The 19,336-nt window shown below is 69.3% G+C and carries 22 protein-coding genes; 14 read left to right on the plus strand and 8 right to left on the minus strand.

Annotated features, from left to right (window positions below):
- The first annotated feature begins 120 nt into the window (after positions 1-120).
- Complete coding sequence (locus tag JOE46_RS22975) at positions 121-1,713, plus strand: AMP-binding protein (RefSeq protein ID WP_209928604.1); 1,593 nt, start codon at positions 121-123, stop codon at positions 1,711-1,713.
- A 103-nt stretch (positions 1,714-1,816) separates the two neighbouring features.
- On the opposite strand, the gene JOE46_RS22980 is transcribed toward JOE46_RS22975, so the two are convergent.
- From JOE46_RS22980 to JOE46_RS23000, 5 genes are all read right to left on the minus strand, one after another.
- The gene (locus JOE46_RS22980) at positions 1,817-2,884 is read right to left on the minus strand and encodes a DNA polymerase IV (protein ID WP_209928606.1); all 1,068 of its coding nucleotides are present in this window, start codon (positions 2,882-2,884) and stop codon (positions 1,817-1,819) included.
- A gap of 75 nt (positions 2,885-2,959) precedes the next feature.
- A complete protein-coding gene (locus JOE46_RS22985) occupies positions 2,960-3,859 on the minus strand; it encodes a virginiamycin B lyase (protein WP_209928607.1) in 900 nt (299 codons plus the stop codon).
- On the minus strand, positions 3,856-4,506 hold the full coding sequence (locus JOE46_RS22990) for a CatB-related O-acetyltransferase (protein WP_209928608.1): 651 nt from the start codon (positions 4,504-4,506) through the stop codon (positions 3,856-3,858). Before JOE46_RS22990 ends, JOE46_RS22985 begins: the two co-directional genes overlap by 4 nt.
- Positions 4,507-4,573: 67 nt before the next feature.
- Positions 4,574-4,969, minus strand: a complete 396-nt coding sequence (locus tag JOE46_RS22995; RefSeq protein WP_097210252.1) for a DUF3224 domain-containing protein — start codon at positions 4,967-4,969, stop codon at positions 4,574-4,576.
- A 90-nt stretch (positions 4,970-5,059) separates the two neighbouring features.
- Complete coding sequence (locus JOE46_RS23000; RefSeq protein WP_209928609.1) at positions 5,060-5,647, minus strand: TetR/AcrR family transcriptional regulator; 588 nt, start codon at positions 5,645-5,647, stop codon at positions 5,060-5,062.
- A 145-nt stretch (positions 5,648-5,792) separates the two neighbouring features.
- Here JOE46_RS23000 and JOE46_RS23005 point away from each other — a divergent pair, with 145 nt between their 5' ends.
- From JOE46_RS23005 to JOE46_RS23015, 3 genes are all read left to right on the plus strand, one after another.
- The gene (locus JOE46_RS23005) at positions 5,793-6,560 is read left to right on the plus strand and encodes a phosphoglyceromutase (RefSeq protein ID WP_179800450.1); all 768 of its coding nucleotides are present in this window, start codon (positions 5,793-5,795) and stop codon (positions 6,558-6,560) included.
- Between the two features lie 159 nt (positions 6,561-6,719).
- Positions 6,720-8,039 (plus strand): cell wall metabolism sensor histidine kinase WalK, encoded by a 1,320-nt coding sequence (locus JOE46_RS23010; protein ID WP_209928612.1) that lies wholly within the window; start codon positions 6,720-6,722, stop codon positions 8,037-8,039.
- Positions 8,036-8,725: a response regulator transcription factor gene (locus tag JOE46_RS23015; RefSeq protein WP_097210255.1), complete on the plus strand. Its 690-nt coding sequence runs from the start codon at positions 8,036-8,038 to the stop codon at positions 8,723-8,725. The genes JOE46_RS23010 and JOE46_RS23015 overlap by 4 nt, the downstream gene beginning before the upstream one ends.
- A gap of 64 nt (positions 8,726-8,789) precedes the next feature.
- Here JOE46_RS23015 and JOE46_RS23020 read toward each other — a convergent pair whose 3' ends face one another.
- Both JOE46_RS23020 and JOE46_RS23025 read right to left on the minus strand, forming a co-directional pair.
- On the minus strand, positions 8,790-9,137 hold the full coding sequence (locus JOE46_RS23020; protein ID WP_143548379.1) for a hypothetical protein: 348 nt from the start codon (positions 9,135-9,137) through the stop codon (positions 8,790-8,792).
- A gap of 71 nt (positions 9,138-9,208) precedes the next feature.
- Entirely contained in the window at positions 9,209-10,003 is a 795-nt protein-coding gene (locus JOE46_RS23025; RefSeq protein ID WP_097210257.1) for a hypothetical protein, read from the minus strand.
- A gap of 66 nt (positions 10,004-10,069) precedes the next feature.
- Between JOE46_RS23025 and JOE46_RS23030 the strand changes: the two genes are divergently transcribed.
- From JOE46_RS23030 to JOE46_RS23040, 3 genes are read left to right on the plus strand one after another with little or no spacing between them, the layout of a single operon-like run.
- Positions 10,070-11,023, plus strand: a complete 954-nt coding sequence (locus tag JOE46_RS23030; RefSeq protein WP_077040644.1) for a Ppx/GppA phosphatase family protein — start codon at positions 10,070-10,072, stop codon at positions 11,021-11,023.
- On the plus strand, positions 11,020-12,429 hold the full coding sequence (locus tag JOE46_RS23035; RefSeq protein WP_209928613.1) for a hypothetical protein: 1,410 nt from the start codon (positions 11,020-11,022) through the stop codon (positions 12,427-12,429). The genes JOE46_RS23030 and JOE46_RS23035 overlap by 4 nt, the downstream gene beginning before the upstream one ends.
- 12 nt (positions 12,430-12,441) lie before the next feature.
- Entirely contained in the window at positions 12,442-13,314 is an 873-nt protein-coding gene (locus JOE46_RS23040) for a sugar phosphate isomerase/epimerase (RefSeq protein WP_209928614.1), read from the plus strand.
- A 9-nt stretch (positions 13,315-13,323) separates the two neighbouring features.
- On the opposite strand, the gene JOE46_RS23045 is transcribed toward JOE46_RS23040, so the two are convergent.
- Positions 13,324-13,740: a hypothetical protein gene (locus JOE46_RS23045; RefSeq protein ID WP_097210260.1), complete on the minus strand. Its 417-nt coding sequence runs from the start codon at positions 13,738-13,740 to the stop codon at positions 13,324-13,326.
- A gap of 107 nt (positions 13,741-13,847) precedes the next feature.
- Between JOE46_RS23045 and JOE46_RS23050 the strand changes: the two genes are divergently transcribed.
- The 7 genes from JOE46_RS23050 to JOE46_RS23080 all read left to right on the plus strand — a co-directional run bounded on the left by JOE46_RS23050 (position 13,848) and on the right by JOE46_RS23080 (position 19,267).
- On the plus strand, positions 13,848-14,513 hold the full coding sequence (locus tag JOE46_RS23050; protein WP_097210261.1) for a MerR family transcriptional regulator: 666 nt from the start codon (positions 13,848-13,850) through the stop codon (positions 14,511-14,513).
- Positions 14,510-15,394 carry a thioesterase family protein gene (locus JOE46_RS23055; protein WP_209928617.1) on the plus strand — a complete coding sequence of 295 codons (885 nt, stop codon included), beginning with the start codon at positions 14,510-14,512 and terminating at the stop codon, positions 15,392-15,394. The genes JOE46_RS23050 and JOE46_RS23055 overlap by 4 nt, the downstream gene beginning before the upstream one ends.
- A gap of 55 nt (positions 15,395-15,449) precedes the next feature.
- Complete coding sequence (proC, locus tag JOE46_RS23060) at positions 15,450-16,265, plus strand: pyrroline-5-carboxylate reductase (protein WP_209928619.1); 816 nt, start codon at positions 15,450-15,452, stop codon at positions 16,263-16,265.
- Between the two features lie 125 nt (positions 16,266-16,390).
- Entirely contained in the window at positions 16,391-16,624 is a 234-nt protein-coding gene (locus JOE46_RS23065) for a helix-turn-helix domain-containing protein (protein ID WP_077040650.1), read from the plus strand.
- A gap of 221 nt (positions 16,625-16,845) precedes the next feature.
- The gene (locus JOE46_RS23070) at positions 16,846-16,947 is read left to right on the plus strand and encodes a 30S ribosomal protein bS22 (protein WP_003402602.1); all 102 of its coding nucleotides are present in this window, start codon (positions 16,846-16,848) and stop codon (positions 16,945-16,947) included.
- 245 nt (positions 16,948-17,192) lie between these two features.
- Positions 17,193-18,257 (plus strand): NAD-dependent epimerase/dehydratase family protein, encoded by a 1,065-nt coding sequence (locus JOE46_RS23075; protein ID WP_097210264.1) that lies wholly within the window; start codon positions 17,193-17,195, stop codon positions 18,255-18,257.
- Positions 18,254-19,267: a lysophospholipid acyltransferase family protein gene (locus JOE46_RS23080; protein WP_097210265.1), complete on the plus strand. Its 1,014-nt coding sequence runs from the start codon at positions 18,254-18,256 to the stop codon at positions 19,265-19,267. Before JOE46_RS23075 ends, JOE46_RS23080 begins: the two co-directional genes overlap by 4 nt.
- Positions 19,268-19,336 lie beyond the last annotated feature (69 nt).

The raw sequence follows: 19,336 nt of genomic DNA on the forward strand, positions 1-19,336 counted from the left end.
GGTTCGGGGTAGGGTTTCGGCGATCCTGTGACGGCTGTCACAGGTGATTTAACTGTTTCCATCTGTGACAGTTACCTGGTTCGTCCACCCTGTCGCCGCACCACTCGAGGAGAGGCCCCCGTGAGCTTCAAGAGCCCCTATCCCGACGTCGAGATCCCGAACCTGAGCGTCTACGACTTCCTTTTCGGTCAGGTCTCGGACGCCGACCTGGACCGACCCGCGCTCATCGACGGCGGCTCGGGCGCGGAGACCACCTACCGCGCGCTCATCGGTCAGGTCGACGCCGTCGCGGGCGCGCTGGCGGCGCGCGGTCTGGCCGTCGGCGACGTCGCCGCGCTGCACTCGCCGAACGTCCCGGCGTTCGCGTCCGTGTTGCACGGCATCCTGCGTGCGGGCGGCACGGCCACCACGATCAACGCCCTCTACAACGCCGAGGACATCGCCAAGCAGCTCACCGACTCCAAGGCGACCTTCCTCTTCACCGTGTCGCCGCTGCTGCCTCAGGCGCGGGCGGCCGCCGAGCAGGTCGGCATCCCCGCCGACCGGGTGATCGTGCTCGACGGCGCCGAGGGGCACCCGTCGCTGCGGGACCTGCTCACCCAGGGCGCCCCGGCCCCCGAGGTCAGCTTCGACCCGGCCACCCACCTCGCGGTGTTGCCGTACTCGTCGGGCACCACCGGCCGCCCCAAGGGCGTGATGCTGACCCACCGGAACCTGGTGGCGAACGTCTGCCAGATCCACCCGCGGATGGGCATCAGCGCCGACGACCGGATCCTGGCAGTGTTGCCCTTCTTCCACATCTACGGGCTCACCGTGCTGCTCAACGCGGCGCTGTTCGAGCGTGCCACGCTGGTCACGATGCCGAAGTTCGACCTCGTCGAGTTCCTGCGCAACGCCTCCGAGCGCAAGTGCACCTACATCTTCGTGGCGCCGCCGGTGGCGGTCGCGCTGGCCAAGCACCCGCTCGTCGACCAGTACGACCTCTCCTCCGTGCACACCATCTTCTCCGGTGCGGCGCCGCTCGACGAGGAGCTGGGCAAGGCGGTGGCGAACCGGCTGAACTGCCGCGTCCGCCAGGGCTACGGCATGAGCGAGCTGAGCCCCGTCAGCCACGCGATCGCGCTCGAGGACGACCACGTCCCGCTCAGCTCGGTAGGCAAGCCGATCGCCAACACCGAGAACAAGCTCGTCGACCCGGCCACCGGAGAGGAGGTCGAGCTCCCGACGACGGGCGTCAGCGCGCCGGGCGAGCTGTGGGTCAAGGGCCCGAACGTGATGGTCGGCTACCTCGGCAACGACGCCGCGACCGCCGAGACCCTCGACGCGGACGGCTACCTGCACACCGGTGACATCGCCACCGTCGATGCGGAGGGCGTCGTGTACATCGTCGACCGGCTCAAGGAGCTGATCAAGTACAAGGGCTACCAGGTGCCGCCCGCCGAGCTGGAGGCGCTGCTGCTCACCCACCCGCAGATCGCCGACGCGGCGGTGATCGGCGTGCTCGACGACGAAGGCGAGGAGGTCCCGAAGGCATTCGTCGTCCGTCAGCCCGATGCCGAGCTCGCCGGCGACGAGGTCATCGCGTTCGTCGCCGAGCGGGTCTCGCCCCACAAGAAGGTCCGGATCGTGGAATTCATCGACGCGGTGCCGAAGTCGGCGGCGGGCAAGATCCTCCGCAAGGACCTTCGTGCGAGCGAAGCGACGAGGGGTTAGGCGCAGCGCGAGCCTGGCGTCGGGAGGTCAGGGACTCACATCGTCGCGGCATGCGCGCGGTGGCACTCGGTGCGGCCGCGCGCATGCCGCGTCTCGGGTCCGGCTAGCTCTCGGTGGAGGGCGGGGTCATCTCGAGCCGGACGCCGAGGAGCCGGACCTCGCGGCCCGGATCGAGTCGCCCGGTCAGCGCCGCGGCGGCGTCCGCGATGACCGCCGGGTCCAGCGTCGGCTCGGCCAGCGGCGCACCGGTGGTGTGGGTGTCGAACGGTGCGTACCGAACCTTCAGCGTGATCCGGACCGCCGCTCGCCCCTCCGCCCGCAGGTCCTCGGTGACCCGCTCGGCGAGCAGGCGCACCTCGGCCGCCACCTGCTCGGGGTCGGTGAGGTTGTGCTGAAATGTCGTCTCCCGGCCGTGGCCGCGGGCCACCCATGGCTCGGCGGTGACCGTCTCGCCGCCGAGGCCACGGCCGAGCCGGTGCAGCCACGGCCCGGTGGTCGGACCCAAGGCCGCGGCGAGCTCGCCGTCGGTGGCGTCGGCCAGCTCGCGGACGGTGTGGATGCCGAGGGCGGCAAGCTTTTTCGCGGTCTTGCTCCCGATTCCCCACAGCGCGTCGGTGGCGCGGTCGCCCATCACGTCGAACCAATTGTCCGCGGTGAGCAGGTACACGCCCCGCGGCTTGCCGAAGCCGGTCGCGATCTTGGCGCGCAGCTTGTTGTCGCCGATGCCGACCGAGCAGTGCAGGTCGGTCGCCGCGAGCACGGCGGACTGGGCGGCGCGGGCGAAGCCGACCGGATCCTCGGTGGCGACGCCGAGGAACGCCTCGTCCCAGCCCAGCACCTCGACCACCGCGTCCAGCCCGCGCAGGGTGTCCATCACCCGCTGCGATGCGGCGGAGTAGGCCTCGCCGTCGACGGGGAGGAAAACCGCGTCGGTGATCTCGCGCGTGGCGAGCTTGCGCGCGGCGACCCGCAGCGGCATCCCCGATCCGATCCCGTACTCGCGGGCCTCATACGAGGCCGTGGAGACCACGCCGCGTTCGGTGGGGTCGCCGCGCCCGCCGACGATCACCGGCCTGCCACGTAGTTCCGGCCGTCGCAGGACCTCGACGGCTGCGACGAACTGGTCGAGGTCAACGTGCAGCACCCACCGGTCGCGCGGCGCGGTACTCATTCACCCAGTGTGCGGGCCGAGGATGTCCGCTGCCGGCGCGCCACGCCCCGATCCGATCGCAGGCAGGCTCGTTGTCTAGGCGTTGGTGTGGGTCGACCTGGTGATGCGAGCGAGGGCGCCGGTTTCGAGGGCTGTCCACAGTGCACCCTCCGGGCCGAGGGTGATCCCGTGTGGCTCGGATCCCGGGGTGGGCAGCTCGTGTACCGAGATCGCACCGTCCGGGCTGATTGTGCCGATGCGGTTGGCGCCCCACTCGGTGAACCAGTACCCGCCGTTGTCGTCGCTGGCGATGGCGTGCGGTCGAGCGGCGCGGTCGGGCAGCGGGAACTCGTCGATCGTTCCGTCCGGGGTGATCCGGCCGATCTGGCCGGCGTTGATCTCGACGAACCAGAGGGTTCCGTCGCGGCCCGTGGTGATCCCCACGGGTCCTGCGGCTTCGGTGGGGAGCGGGTGGATGGTGACGTCGCCGTCCGTGCCGATGCGGCCGATCGCGTTGGCCTGGTTCATGGTGAACCACATTCCGCCGTCGGTGCCGGCGGTGATCGCGGAGGGAAACGCGCCGGCGGTCGGGAGGGGAAACTCGGTGACCTGGCCGTCGGTGGTGATCCGTCCGATTCGGTCGGTTGCGGTTTCGGTGAACCAGAGCGCACCGTCGGGTCCCGCGGCGATGCCGAACGGCCCGCAGTTCGGTGTGGGCGGTGCGAACTCGTCGAGTACGCCGTCGGTGGTGATCCGTCCGATGCGGTGGGACCGGTATTCGGTGAACCAGAGTGCACCGTCGGGTCCGGTGACGATGATCGTCGGCCCGCTGTCCGGGTCGAGCTGGTGGTTCGTGGGCCGCTCGCCGGGCACGAGGCGGCCGATCTGACCGCTGTGGACCAGCGTGAACCAGAGCGCGCGGTCCGGGCCGACAGTGATCGCGTACGGGCCGCCGCCGGATACCGCGTGCTCGTCGATGCTGACGTGGGTCGTCATGCCTTCTCCTGGTGGTCGAGGGCGATGCGCTCGATGTCGGCCGGCGTTCCGGCCATGACGGTGCGGGCGTGTTCGGTGACGAGTTCGGCAGGCCAGTCCCACCATGCGGCGTGCAGCAGCCGGTCGATGTCCGCGTCGGCATAGCGTCGCCGGATCGGTCTGGCCGGATTGCCACCGACGATCGTGTACGGCGGAACGTCGACGGTGACCACCGCGCCGGCCGCGATGATGGCGCCGTCGCCGATTCGCACACCGGGCATCACGGTCGCCTGGTGGCCGAACCACACATCGTTGCCGACGACTGTGTCGCCGCGACTGGGCATGGCGGTGACGATGTCGAGAGTCTGCTCGGCCCACGGGCCGCCGAACATGGTGAACGGAAACGTGGACACACCCATCGTCGGATGCTCGGCGCCTGCCATCAGGAACCTCGTCCCCGCGGCGATCGCGCAGTACTTGCCGATGATCAGGCGCTCCTGTCCGTATGCGTAGAGCACGTTGCGACGCTCGAAGTCCGTCGCGCCGTCCGGGTCGTCGTAGTAGGTGTACTCGCCCACGACGATCTGCGGCGAGCTGACCAGCGGTTTGAGGAACACCACGCGGTCGTGGGCAGGCAGCGGGTGAACAGTGGTCGGATCAGGTGACAACGCTGGGTCCTTCGGTGTCGGCGGGTCGGGATGGTGCGCAGCTGAACGGCCGCGGATGTCGAGCGAACTAGAGCGTGTACACCAGGGAGAGGACCTCCTGCTGAGCCTCTTTCGCGTGGCCCGAGATCCCCGCGAGCTCTCCGGTGCCGGAACCAGGGACAATGGACCCGAAGCTGCTCTGCTCGGTGCCGTTGGCCAGACCGCCGTGTTGGATGACAAAGGTGCCGGCACGGCCGTCGAGTGTGCCCTCGACCCGTTCGGAGGCCACATAGCCTGCACCGGCAGCTCCCTGGGCCGTGAGAACCGACACCACGCCCGAGCCCTCGATCGCACCGTGGTAGCGCTTGCGAATTCGGACCCTGGTCAGTTTGGGTCCCTCGTCCGGCTCTTCGTAGACGGTCTCGTCCCAATCGGTGATCTCGAAAGAGGCGTCGATCGTGCGGCCGATCTGCTGGTCAGTCATACGTTTCTCCTGAGTTGAGTTGAGTTGCTGCGGCGATCGGACTCGACGTGCGTGTCGGGGTTGGAATGGTCGCGGCCGCGAGGGCAGCCGTCAGATGACGCCTGCCCGTGCGGCCGCCAGCGCAGCGTCAGCAGCGCGGTGCGCGTCTTGTTCCGTCACCGGCTCGTGGGCGATGAAGAGTCGGTAGTAGACCGGGGCCACCGCGAATCTGATCAGGTCCTCGGCGGCGACGGTGGCCGGGAGTTCGCCGCGGGCGACTGCGCGGCGGACCACCTCGGCGGATTGGGTGTGGCGGGCGGCGTAGAAGCGGCGGAGGGCCTGCGCGGCGGCCGAATTCTGGGTGGCCGCGGCGATGAAGGCGGACGCGATGGGGCCGGCTTCGGGGTCGGCGAAACCGGTGCGGACGAGGTCGGTGATTCCACGGAGATCGCCTTCGATGGAGCCGGAGTCGGGGATGGGCCACGGTTCGGACTCGGCGAGTTCGAGGGCATCGGCGATCAGGCCTTCGGGGGTGCCCCAACGGCGATAGACGGTGGTCTTGTGGACGCCGGAGCGTTGGGCGACGTTGTCGATCGTCAAGCCCTGGTAGCCGTGGAGGGCGAGCTCGGCGAGGGTGGCCGTGCGGACGGTGTCGCGGACCCGTGCGCTGCGGCCGCCGGGGCGCTTCTGGGGCTCCAAAGACAACTCCTGCTGCGTTGGTTCGGTGATTGCCGGTTTCTTAAAGCTACATTAGTTGCGATAGGAGTCAACCCCGACTGCCCAATCGACCCTGCGGGGGCGGCGCCGCGGGCGGTGGCCGTCGGCCGTCGGCCGTCATGCCAGGATTGTGGGCATGAGTACCGGAACCCTTGTGCTGCTCCGCCACGGCGAGAGCGAATGGAACGCCATGAACCTGTTCACCGGCTGGGTGGACGTGCCGCTCACCGACAAGGGCATCGGTGAGGGCAAGCGGGCGGGTCAGCTCCTCAAGGAGCACGACGTGCTGCCCGACGTGCTGTACACGTCCCTGCTCCGCCGGGCGATCAGCACCGCGAACATCGCCCTCGACGCCGCCGACCGGCACTGGATCCCGGTCGTGCGCGACTGGCGTCTGAACGAGCGGCACTACGGCGCGCTGCAGGGCAAGAACAAGGCTCAGACCAAGGCCGAGTACGGCGACGACCAGTTCATGCTGTGGCGTCGCAGCTACGACACCCCGCCGCCGCCGATCGAGGCGGGCACCGAGTACAGCCAGGACGCCGACCCGCGCTATGCGGGCCTCGACGAGGTCCCGTTGACGGAGTGCCTGCTCGACGTGGTCAAGCGCCTCATCCCGTACTGGGAGGAGACGATCTCCGCGGACCTCAAGGCGGGCAAGACCGTCCTGGTCACCGCGCACGGCAACTCGCTGCGCGCGCTGGTCAAGCACCTGGACGGCATCTCCGACGAGGACATCGCCGGGCTGAACATCCCCACCGGCATCCCGCTGCGCTACGACCTCGAGGTCGCGGCGGACGGCAGCCTCACCCCGCTCAACCGGGGTGGCACCTACCTCGACCCCGAGGCCGCCGCCGCAGGCGCTGCCGCGGTCGCCAGCCAGGGCGCGAAGTAGCAGTTCCGATGTCGGCCCGGGACCCCGCCGCCACCACGGCGGGATCTCGGGCCAACACCGGGTGAACAGCCGGAGAACGGGGCGCCGCGGGGCCATGACGTGCGGTGAAATGCCTCCACCCTGCGTCCGTCTGGCTTTACCCGACCGTACGATTGCGCTGTGAGTGTTGTTCAGGCCGTACTCCTGGCCGTGGTCGCCGCGTTCGGCGGATACCTGGTCGGCGGGGTACTGGTCCCGTTCCTGAAGAATCGATTCTCCAGGCGCGAAGCCGAACAGGCCGGCCTGACCATGTCTCAGGTCCTCGACCTCATCGTGCTCGCCTCGCACAGCGGCATCGCGGTGGTGGACCGGTTCCACGACGTGGTGCTCTTCAACCCGCGCGCCGAGGAGCTGGGCCTGGTGCGCAACCGCACCGTCGAGGAACGGGCATGGCAGGCGGCGAATCAGGTGCTGACGACCGGGGTGCCGGTCGAGATGGATCTCAGCATCAAGAACCCGGCGCGCGGCAGGAACAAGATCGCGGTGCGTGGGGTGGCCCGTCTGCTCAGCGAGCAGGACCGCCGGTTCGTCGTGCTGTTCGCGGACGACGACTCCGAGCAGGTCCGCATGGAGGCCACTCGCCGCGACTTCGTCGCCAACGTCAGCCACGAACTCAAGACCCCGGTCGGTGCGATGGGCCTGCTGGCCGAGGCGCTCCTCGAGTCCGCCGACGACCCGGAATCCGTGCGGCACTTCGGCGAGCGGGTGCTCAGCGAATCGAAGCGGCTGGGGAACATGGTCAGCGAACTCATCGCGCTCTCCCGCCTGCAGGGCGCGGAGAAGCTGCCCGACCTCGAGGTGGTCGACGTGGACGAGGTGGTCGAGGAGGCCATGCGCCGTTCGCGGCTCACCGCCGAGGCGGCCGGGATCACGGTCACCGCCGACCGGCCGAGCGGACTCGAGGTGCGGGGTGACCGGACCCTGCTCATCACCGCGCTGTCGAACCTGGTCGAGAACGCGATCGCGTACTCGCCGCAGGGATCGCCGGTGTCGGTGAGCCGGTCCAGGCGAGGGGACAAGGTCGCGATCGCCGTCACCGACCGTGGGATCGGCATCGCGAGCGAGGACCAGGAGCGGGTGTTCGAACGCTTCTTCCGCGTCGACAAGGCGCGGTCCCGGTCCACCGGCGGCACCGGGCTCGGTCTCGCGATCGCCAAGCACGTGGCCGCGAACCACAACGGCTCCATCACGCTGTGGAGCAAGGTCGGCACCGGGTCCACCTTCACGCTGCACATTCCGTGGCACGAGGAACTCTCCGACGAAGCCGATGACGCCCCGGTGAGGAGCGCGATCTCGGGCCCAGTGGCCCAGCTCAGGTCAGCGCCCATCGCGGACGCACCCTCGGCTGCGGACGAGACGTCCGCAGCGAACAAGACCGCATCGATCGATCACGAAGTGACGCAGCACGAGGCTGCGCCGAGTCTGGAGGCAAACCGGTGACGAATGTGTTGATCGTGGAGGACGAGGAGTCGTTGGCCGACCCGCTCGCGTTCCTGCTCCGCAAGGAGGGGTTCGAGGCGACGGTGGTGGGGGACGGACCGTCCGCCCTCGCCGAGTTCGACCGGTCCGGCGCGGACATCGTCCTGCTGGACCTGATGCTCCCCGGGATGAGCGGCACCGACGTGTGCAAGCAACTCCGGGCGCGCTCCGGCGTTCCTGTCATCATGGTCACCGCCCGCGACAGCGAGATCGACAAGGTCGTCGGACTGGAACTGGGCGCTGACGACTACGTCACCAAGCCCTACTCGGCAAGGGAACTGATCGCCCGGATCCGGGCGGTGCTGCGGCGCGGCGCCGACAACGACTCCGACAACGACGCCGACGACGGCGTGCTCGAGGCGGGCCCGGTGCGGATGGACGTCGAGCGCCACATCGTCCAGGTCAACGGCGACACGGTCATGCTCCCGCTCAAGGAGTTCGACCTCCTCGAGTACCTGCTGCGGAATTCCGGCCGGGTGCTCACCCGCGGCCAGCTCATCGACCGGGTGTGGGGCGCGGACTATGTCGGCGACACCAAGACCCTCGACGTGCACGTCAAGCGCCTGCGGTCGAAGATCGAGGCCGATCCGGCCAAGCCGGAGCATCTGGTCACCGTGCGCGGGCTGGGATACAAGCTGGAGGGCTGACACCGGGCCGTGCGCCGCGGATCGCGGCGCACGGCACAGTTCCTGGCGCCAGAGGACTCGGGGGCTAGAACGGGTTGTAGACGTAGACCGGGCGGATCGGGTTGGCGACCAGCTGGAGGTCGTGCGCGACGTTGTTCGTGTCGTACTGCTTGCACTCGTGGATCTGGACGTAGTGACCGTCGCCGCGGCACTCGATCTTGCGGGTGGCGCCGTACGGACTGAGGATGATCGGCTTATAGGTGTTCGGGCCGATCAGCGCACCGGCGTCGAGGGGCGCGACGAAATAGTCGGTCCGGTCGCGGACCGCGTTGAAGCCGTACGGGTCGTCGGGCTCGGCGGCCGACGCGCCAGGGGCCAGTGTCAGTGCGGCGCCGACGACCAGCGCGGCCGTTGCGAGTGTGCGAGTGAACATGAGCATCCCCCTACGACGGGGAGGGCCGATGCACCCTCCTGATCCGTTATCGGGACAACGCAGACCGGCCGTTACGGTCGGGGCTGGTCGGCCTTCTCCTGCGCGGCGGTGGTCGCCGGGTGCACGGCGATCAGGCCAAGCCCCGCGCGGCGACGGCAATGCTTGGCCAGCTCCTCGTAGGCGGGCTTGCCGAGCAGCTCCGTCAGCTCGGGGGCGTAGCTCTGCCACACCGGCTTCGAACCGACGTGTGCGTCGGGCGATCCGGAGCAGTACCAGTGCAGGTCCTCGCCGCCCTCGCCCCAGCCGCGTCGGTCGTACTCGGTGATCACGGTCTTGAGGATCTGCGAGCCGTCCGGCCGCTCCACCCAGTCTTGGGTGCGACGGACGGGCAGCTGCCAGCAGACGTCAGGCTTGACCTCGAGCGGCTCGATGCCCTTGCGCAGCGCCATCGAATGCAGCGCGCAGCCGATCCCGCCCTCGAATCCCGGCCGGTTGAGGAAGATGCAGGCGCCCTGGTACCGCCTGGTGCGCAGCGCGGGCTCGTCGTCGAGGTCGTCCTCCTCGACGTAGCCCTTCTTGCCAAGGCCCTTCTCCATGAACTGCCAGTCGCGCTTTGTGAGCAGCTTCACTGACCGGTCGAGCTTGGCCTTGTCGTCGGAGTCGGAGAGGAAGGCGCCGTGCGAGCAACAGCCGTCGTCCGGACGTCCCGGCACGGTGCCCTGGCACGCGGGGGTGCCGAACACGCAGGTCCAGCGCGAAAGCAGCCAGGTCAGGTCCGCCACCACGAGATGTTCGGCGTTGGCGGGGTCCACGAATTCGATCCACTCGCGAGGGAAGTCGGGGTCGACTTCCGGCGTCGGCTCCATCTTCGAATCGGGCGTGGTGTTGCCTGCTGTCACAAGTCTCGACGGTAGACCCAGTACCGTGGTCACGTGCGGTTAGGGGTACTCGACGTCGGAAGCAACACGGTTCATCTACTCGTGGTGGATGCCCACAGGGGCGCTCACCCGACGCCGATGAGCTCCACCAAGTCGACGCTGCGGCTCGCCGAGAACACCGACGACCGCGGCGACATCACCGCGGGCGGGGCCGACAAGCTGGTCGCGGCGGTGCGGGATTTCGCGAGCATCGCCTCGACCTCCGGATGCGGCGAGCTGATGGCCTTCGCGACCTCGGCGGTCCGCGACGCGACCAACTCCGAGGCGGTGCTGGCCCGCGTCCGGGACGAGACGGGGGTGGCGCTCGAGGTGCTGTCCGGCGTCGACGAGGCCCGGCTGACCTTTCTCGCGGTGCGGCGCTGGTACGGCTGGAGCGCAGGCCGGATCATGAACTTCGACATCGGCGGCGGCTCGCTGGAGCTGGCCTCCGGCGGCGACGAGGACCCGGACGTCGCGTTCTCCCTCCAGCTCGGTGCCGGACGGTTGACCCGGGACTGGTTGCAGGCCGACCCGCCCGGCAAGCGCAGGGTGGCGGTGTTGCGCGATTGGCTCGACGCCGAGCTGGTCGAGCCGGCCAAGGCCCTGCGTGCCGCGGGCGCACCGGATCGGGTGGTCGGGACCTCCAAGACGTTCCGGTCCCTGGCACGACTCACCGGGGCCGCGCCCTCCGCCGCCGGACCCCGGGTACAGAGGACACTGACTGCCAGCGGTCTGCGCCAACTGATCGCCTTCATTTCTAGGATGACGACGTCGGACCGCGCAGAATTGGAGGGTGTGAGCTCGGACCGATCCCAGCAGATCGTGGCGGGCGCACTTATTGCGGAGGCAAGCATGCGGGCACTGTCGGTGGACTCGCTGGAGATCTGCCCCTGGGCTCTGCGTGAGGGGCTGATCCTGCGGAAGCTGGATACCGAGATGGGCGGAGAACTGGTGGTGAGTGCGCGATGAGCGAAGGATCCGAGGACACCGGGCAGGTCTCAGTTGCCGAGCTGCTCGCCAGGAACGGCCAGCAGGTCGAGTCCCGCGGTGGACGTCGGCGTAGGGGAGTGGCAGGCGGCGGGATCAGCGTCGCCGAACTGACCGGCGAGATCCCCGTCGTCAGGCCTCCCGAGGATTCGCGGCACACGATCCCCGAGGTGCCCGAGGTATCCGTCACGCCGCCCGCTCCCGCGCCCGCGCCGGTCACGCCGCCTGCGCCTGCGCCCGCCCCCGCACCGGCCGTCACCCCGTCGCCTCCCGCTCAGCCCCGGTCCCGGCGCGCTGACCGGACTCCGGTGCCGTCGGTCGTCGCGCGGTACACCGTCCCCGAAAGGGAACGCCGCACGATCCCGCCGGTTCCCGAGCCGCCGAAGGCCGAGGAGCCGAGGGTCGAGGCACCGAAGTTCGAGGAGCCGAGGGTCGAGGCACCGAAGTTCGAGGAGCCGAGGGTCGAGGCACCGAAGTTCGAGGCTCCGAAGTACGAACGAGTCGCGCCCCCATCCGGCTCCGTCACACCGACCCCCGCGCCTGCGCCCCCCGCTCCTCCGGCCCCCGTGATGCCGTCGCAGTACCGGGTGACCGCGGCTCCCGATGTCACGCCCGCGGCCACCGCGGCCGCCCTGCCCCCGCAATACCGGTCCGGCGCCCTCACCCAGGTCGACGCCCAGCCCGCGCAGGCCGAGAAGCCGAAGACCTCCATGCGCGCCCCGATCGCCGAGCAGCCGAAGACCGCGGCCATGCCGGTCGCGGAGGCTCCGCCCGCCCCGCGCCCCGGGTTCGTCCCATACACCCCCATCCGAGAGCCCGCGATGCTGTCCGGGTCCAGCCTCGAGGGCGACCTCATGCGACAGGCCAGGGCCGCGGGCACCGCCCGTCGGGAGACGCTGGAGGAGGCCAGGGCGCTGGTGCACGTCACCGGCGAGATCCCGAGGATCGTGGTGCCGAAGACGTCCACGTTCAAGGAACAGGCGCTCAGGGAATCGGCGCCCGAGGTCCCGGTGCGCGACGGCGCGGCGCGCAAGGACTCGGTGCCCGGCTCCGCGGAGCCGGAGGACCTCGCGGATCGGGAGCCGGACGAAGCGGTCGAGGACGCGCCCTCCGATCGAGACGACAAGCACGCGGCCCGCGAGTGGGCGGTACTGATCGGTCAGGGCATCGTCGCCCTGCTGGTCGGTGGGCTGCTGTTCAAGGGCTTCGAGAAGCTGTGGGACGTGCTGCCCTGGGTGGCGCTGGTCCTCGCGGTGCTGGTGATCGCCGGCCTGGTGGCGGTGGTCCGGATCCTGCGACAGACCGACGACATGGTGAGCCTGCTGATCGCGATCATCGTCGGTGTGTTCGTGACGATCGGTCCGCTCGCCTTCCTGCTCACGACCTGACCGAGGGTGGCGATGGACGGCACTCGAACCGGGACACGCAAGATCCTCGTCGGACTCTCGACTGCCTCGGTCTATCCGCAGAACACCGAGGCGGCGTTCGAGTACGCCGCCGAACTGGGCTACGACGGCATCGAATTGATGGTCTGGGCGGAATCGGTGAGCCAGGACCTGGACGCGGTCAAGGCGCTGGTCCGCAAGTACGCCGTTCTCGTGCAGGCCGTGCACGCCCCGTGCCTGTTGATCTCGCAGCGGGTGTGGGGCGCTGACCCGGCCGCCAAGCTGGAGAAGTCGGTCCGCGCCGCCGAAGCACTCGGCGCGCGCACCGTGGTCGTGCACCCGCCGTTCCGCTGGCAGCGCAAGTACTCCGAGGGTTTCGCCGACCAGGTGCGCGAGCTCGAGGAGCGCAGCGACGTCGCGGTCGCGGTGGAGAACATGTTCCCGATGCGAGCGGATCGCTTCTGGGGCAAGCGCGCGAAGTCGGCCGAACGGCTCGAGAAGCGGGGCGGGCCCGGCCCGGGGGTGTCCGCCTTCGCGCCGAGCTATGACCCCACCGACAGCGATCACGCGCACTACACGCTCGACCTCTCGCACACCGCGACGGCGGGCATGGACGCCCTCGACCTGGCTCGGCGGATGGGTTCGGGCCTGACCCACCTGCACCTGGCGGACGGGCGGGGCGCGTCGGTCGACGAGCACCTGATCCCCGGGCACGGCAATCAGCCGTGTGCGCAGTTGTGCAGGCACCTCGTCGACAGCGGCTTCGACGGACAGGCCGTGCTGGAGATCAACACCCAGAACGCGCGCACCCAGGCCGAGCGGTCGTCGATGCTCGCGCAGTCGCTCGCCTTCGCCCGCGAACACCTGTCGGTGGGCGCCCGGTCCTAGCGACGGTCGTCAGAGCGCGCCGACGCCCGCGGTGATCACCGCGATCCCCGCGACGATGAGCCCGGCGACCAGCACCCCGAAGCCGACCCACACCGATCGCATCCAGGCGTTCGGGCGGACGGGATCAGTGCCGATCACGGAGAAGAAGAACCCGGCGGGGACGAAGATCGCCGCTGACAGCACGAGGATCGAACCCGAGGCCGACCACCCAGGCGAGACGCCCGCGGCCTGGGTGAGCAGGGCGACCACGAGACCGAGGGTCACCAGGACCCCTGCGTGTGCGTGCCCGGCGCGGAACATCGACTTCTGCAGGGCGTTGGCGCCCTGTTTCCCGGTGACGATCCGGAGCATGAACGTGCCCCCGAAGGCGATACCGACGACAGTGAGGAGGGTGACGCCGACGACGATCGTGAGGATGGGGTCCATAGCGGGTCTCCTGGGTCGGGGGGTACTCTCGGGATTGCCTGGATAGCGTTACTATCCAGTAGTTGGATAGTAGAAGTATCCAAACTTTCCGTCAACCGGGAGGACCGATGCGCGTCTCCGAGCTCGTCGAGCGGTCGGGTCTCCCGCTGGCGACGATCAAGTACTACCTGCGCGAGGGCGTCCTGATGTCGGGCGAACCGACCAGCGCGACCCAGTCCAGCTACGGTCCCGAGCACCTGCGGCGGCTCGCGCTGATCAAGGCGCTGGCGGGGGCGGGGCTGCCGATTCACAAGATCCGCGCGATCATCCGCCTGACCGACGAGCCCGTCGACGGGCTCTACGACACCCTCGGGCGGGCGGTGGCCACGCTGCCGCCATACCCGGACGAGGCCGCGGATGCCGAGGCGCGCGAGCAGCCTCGCGCCCGTCGCCTGCTCGAACGGCTGGGGCAGGTCTACGACCCGGCCTTCCCTGCGGTCGGACAGCTCGAGCGGGCGCTGAAGGCGGTCGAGGACGTCGGCATCCCGATGACCGACGAACGCATCGACGCCTATGGCAGGCACATCATGGGGATCGCGGAGGTCGACCTCGCGCTGATGCCGACCGGATCCACCCAGGCGGCCGTCGAGTACGCCGTGCTCGGCACCGCGATCTACGAGCCGGTGATCGCCGCGATGCGCAGGCTCGCCCACCAGGACATCGCTTCCAGAAGCTTCCCGCCGGCCGGAATCGCTCCGCCGAGCGCACAGGACCCCCGAGAGGAAACCCGATGACCCCGCCCGCCACCCTCACCTCGACCCGCCCCTTCGCGGACCTGACCACGCTGACGGACCTGGGCGGCGGCGCCTTCGCCGCGTTGATCGACCCGATCTGGACCATCGGGCCGAAGGTGCACGGCGGCTGCATGATGGCGCTGTGCGCCGCTGCCGCGCGCGAGGTGATCCGGGCGCCGCGCGAGGAGGCAGGCGCGGCCCGGCCCGTCGACACGAGTGCCATGCAGCCGATCGCGGTCAGCGCCAGCTACCTCAACGCACCCGACCCCGGCGAGGTGCGGCTGATCACCACCGTGCGCAAGCGCGGCAGGCAGGTGTGCCTGGTCGACGTGGACCTGATGCAGGGTGAGAAGGTCGCGGTGTCCGCGGCGGTGACGCTCGGTGTGCCGGACATCGCCGACCCGCGGCATCAGGAGCCCCTCGCGCTGGCCGATCTGCCCGCCGTGCCGCCCGCCGACGCCGTCCACATCACCCCCGACCATCCGATGGGGCAGATCGTGCACGTCGCGAAGGGCTGCGACCTGCGGGTCGATCCGTCCGCCGCGCTGTTCCTGTCCGGGCAGCAGGGTGACCCGGTGAACCGGATGTGGGTGCGCCCGTTCGCCGAGGACGAGGTCGACACCGACGTCGCGGTGCTGTTCGCGTTGATGACCGGCGACATCAGCGCCCCGGTGACGATGAACCGCGGCATGTTCGGGTGGGCGCCGACCGTCCAGCTGACCACCTACCTGCGCCGGCTCCCCGCGCCGGGATGGCTGCGGGTGATGGCCAGCGCCACCGTGCTGGGCGACACCTGGTTCGAGGAGGACCATCTCGTCCTCGACGAGGCCGGGCACGCCGTGGTGCAGAGCCGTCAGCTGGCCATGATCCCGAAGGGCTGACCGGGGCCGGACCTCCGTCGCGGCCCCCCGACGGCTACATGGCAGGCTTGCGGGCATGACGAGAATTGCAGTGATCGGTGGCGGCAGGATCGGCGAGGCGCTGATCGCGGGTCTGCTTCAGTCGGGTCGCGCGCCGAAGGATCTGGTCGTCGCGGAGTCCTTCCCCGCGCGGGCGGCCGAGCTGACCGCCCTGTTCGGGATCAGGGCGACCACGATCGCGGATGCCGCCGAGGGTGCCGATGTCGTGGTCATCGCGGTCAAGCCGAACGACGTCGATTCCGTGATGGCCGAGCTGACGTCGGTCGAGCTGGACGGCGACCGCGAACAGCTGGTGGTCACGCTGGCGGCAGGCCTGCCGACGTCCCGGTACGAGGCCAAGCTGCCCGCCGGCTTCCCTGTCGTGCGCGTGATGGCCAACACGCCGATGCTGGTGGGCGAGGGGGTCAGCGCGATCGCCGGTGGGCGGTACGCGAAGGCGGAGCACCTCGCGCTGGTCACCGACATCCTCGCGTCGGTCGGCAAGGTGATCGCGGTCGCGGAATCGCAGATGGACGCGGTCACAGCGGTGTCCGGGTCCGGGCCCGCCTACTTCTTCCTGATCGCCGAGGCGATGGTCGACGCCGGTGTCGGCATCGGCCTGACCAGGGCCACCGCGACCGAGTTGGTCGTGCAGACGATGCTCGGCTCGGCGGCCATGCTCGACCGGTCCGGCGAGTCCGCCGCGGATCTGCGTGCCGCCGTGACGTCGCCGGGTGGCACCACCGCGGCCGCATTGCGCGAGCTCGAGCGGGGCGGGGTCCGGACCGCGTTCTACGAAGCGTTGGTGGCGGCGAAGAGCAGGTCCGCCGCTCTCGGTGGAGGTACCGAATAGATATTGGTACTCCACACCCGTCGCTGTAACCCCATCCGTCCCGCTAAGCTGATTACAGCACGTGCGTGTCTGTTCCGCCGGAGGGGAAGCCGGCGGCGCGAGACGTGCCGGAGGTATGTGGATTAATGGTGTCTACAAGTAAGTCGAAGGGGTCCAACCCCGACGGTCAACCCATGGTCGGCGGCACGCAGTTTCTCACCGTCGCCGAGGTGGCGGCGCTGATGCGGGTCTCCAAGATGACGGTGTACCGATTGGTGCACAACGGCGAGCTGCCCGCGGTGCGGGTGGGCCGGTCATTTCGAGTGCATGCGAAGGCGGTGCACGACTACCTGGAAACCTCGTATTTCGACGCGGGCTGAACCGGTCCTGATGTCCCCCGGATGCGGTATCCGGGGGATAACGGAAGCTCGGTTTCTGCGGAGCGAGGCCGCACCGGTACGATGATCACTTGTCGTGCCAGCCAGCCGGTGTCATCAGGCGCTGGGTTAGCAGATACGAGGCCGAGCGCCAGATTCGTAACGCACGCGTACGTCACCGGCGTGCGCAGGACCGCTAGAGAAGAACGTGAGGGATACCCGCCATGGGTTCAGTGATCAAGAAGCGACGCAAGCGCATGTCGAAGAAGAAGCACCGCAAGCTGCTTCGTAGGACGCGAGTGCAGCGTAGGAAGCTCGGTAAGTAGATCGCCGAGTTCGCAGGTGTGGGACCCAGTCCCTCCGATGCCCGTCACCGAGAGGTGGCGGGCATCGCTGCATTCGGGGGCGACTAGGCGTACGTCCAGCATCGGGAGGATGAATATTCCTCCTTCGGGGTCGTAAAATTGCAGGTAAACAGGTGTTTCGGACTCGTTAAGAGCCGTGCGGTTCCGGCCGGGTGTGGCTAGGCTCGCAGGTGTGGCCCGAGAGGCAGGGGTGGGGTGTGGAGGTAATGAGCGACCGCGGAGTGCAGCCGCCCGGTGTGGTGCTGGTGACCGGCGCCAGCCGGTTCCTCGGTGGGTACCTGGTGGCCAGGCTGGCGCAGAATCCGAACATCGAGCGGGTCATCGCCGTTGACGCCGTGTCGCCGAGCAAGGACATGCTGCGGCGGATGGGGCGCGCGGAGTTCGTACGGGCCGACATCAGGAACCCGCTCATCGGCAAGGTGATCCGCAACGCCAGGGTCGACACCGTGGTGCACGCCTCCTCGATCCCCAAGGCCCCGAAGTCCGGCAGCCGGGCCGCCATGAAGGACATGAACGTCCTCGGGGCCATGCAGTTGTTCGCGGTGTGCCAGAAGTCTCCTGACGTCCGCAAGGTGGTGGTGCGCTCGTCCGGTGCGGTCTACGGCGGCAGCGCGCGGGACCCGGCGAAGTTCACCGAGGAGATGAGTGCCCGCACGCCCCCGCGCGGCGCGTTCGCCCGCGACATCATCGAGATCGAGGGATACGCGCGCAGCCTCGGGCGCAGACGGCCGGAGATCGCGGTCTCGTTGCTCAGGATGGCGCCGCTGATCGGTCCGCGGATGAGCGGGCCCGTGTCGCGGTACCTGAACTCGCCGGTGGTGCCGACGGTCCTCGGCCGGGATCCCCGGATGCAACTCCTGCACGAGGAGGACGCGCTGGCCGCACTCGAGCTCGCCACGGTCTCCGGTCCAGCGGGAACCTTCAACATCGCGGCGGACGGCGTCGTGATGCTCTCCCAGGCGGTCCGGCGGGCGGGTGGCCTCGCGGTGCCGGTGCCCTCACAGCTGTTCAGGACCCTCGGGCGGGCACTGATGGGACCCTCGATGCGTGACTTCACCAAGGAGCAGCTCGACTACTTCCATTTCGGCTGTGGGTTCGACACCGGCCGGATGCGGGCGGAACTGGGCTTCGAGCCGCGGTGGACGACGATGCAGGGACTGGACGATCTGATCAACGGGGCCGGGATCAGCCCGATGATCAGCGAGGACTGGCTTCGGTCGGTCGAATCACGGGTACAGCAGTTGGTCGGAGTCGGGGGAGAGCAGCAATGAGTGATGTGGCCAAGGTGATCCCGTTGCACGACGCCGCCGGGCGGCGGGCTCGGCCCGCGCCTGGCGTGCCGCAGGGCGGCGAATCACTGCCCGAGCCGCGCCCGCTGTTCGGTGTTCCGCAGCAGGCGTCGCCGTCGCTGCCCGGTGTGGTGCTCGAGTCGGCCAGGGACCTGGTCGCCGACCCGGTGGTCGCGATCGCGGAGTTCCTCCGCCGCAGGCTCACCGGCGACTACCAGGTCGACGAATTCGGCTTCGACCCGCACTTCACCGAGAACGTCTGGCTGCCGATACTCCGACCGCTGTTCGACAGCTGGTTTCGGGTCGAGGTGCGCGGGATCGAGAACGTGCCCTCCGAGGGTGGTGCGCTGGTGGTCGCGAACCACGCAGGCGTGGTCCCCATCGACGGGCTGATGACCTCGGTGGCGATGTTCGACCACCATCCGGCGCATCGCCCGTTGCGGATGCTCGCCGCCGATCTCGCCTTCGAGATGCCGGTCGTCGGCAACATCGCACGCAAGGCCGGACACACCCTGGCCTGCAACCCGGATGCCGAGCGGTTGCTGCGGACCGGCGAGGTGGCGGCGGTCTTCCCCGAGGGATTCAAGGGGATCGGCAAACCGTTCAGCGAGCGGTACAAGCTGCAGCGCTTCGGCAGGGGCGGGTTCGTCAGCGCCGCGCTGCGCACCGGCGCCCCGATCATCCCGTGCTCGATCGTCGGCTCGGAGGAGATCTACCCGAAGATCGGCGACCTCAAGTCCCTGGCGCGGCTGCTCGGGATGCCCTACTTCCCGGTGACGCCGTTCTTCCCGCACCTGGGTCCGCTGGGACTGATCCCGTTGCCGTCGAAGTGGTACATCGAGTTCGGTGAGCCGATCCAGACCGACTCCTACGACGCGGTGTGCGCGGAGGACCCGATGGTGACCTTCGAGCTGACCGACCACGTTCGGGAGACCATTCAGCAGACCCTGTACCGGCTGCTCGCCCAGCGGCGCAACGTGTTCCTGGGCTGAATCGGGGAGTCTCGTCCGGGATCGGTTGTCCGACAAGCGAGCCCGCGTTGCGATCGCCGGGTCCCCTGG

The sequence above is a fragment of the Rhodococcus sp. PvR099 genome (genome assembly GCF_017833315.1).
Taxonomy (GTDB): Bacteria; Actinomycetota; Actinomycetes; order Mycobacteriales; family Mycobacteriaceae; genus Rhodococcus_G; species Rhodococcus_G oryzae.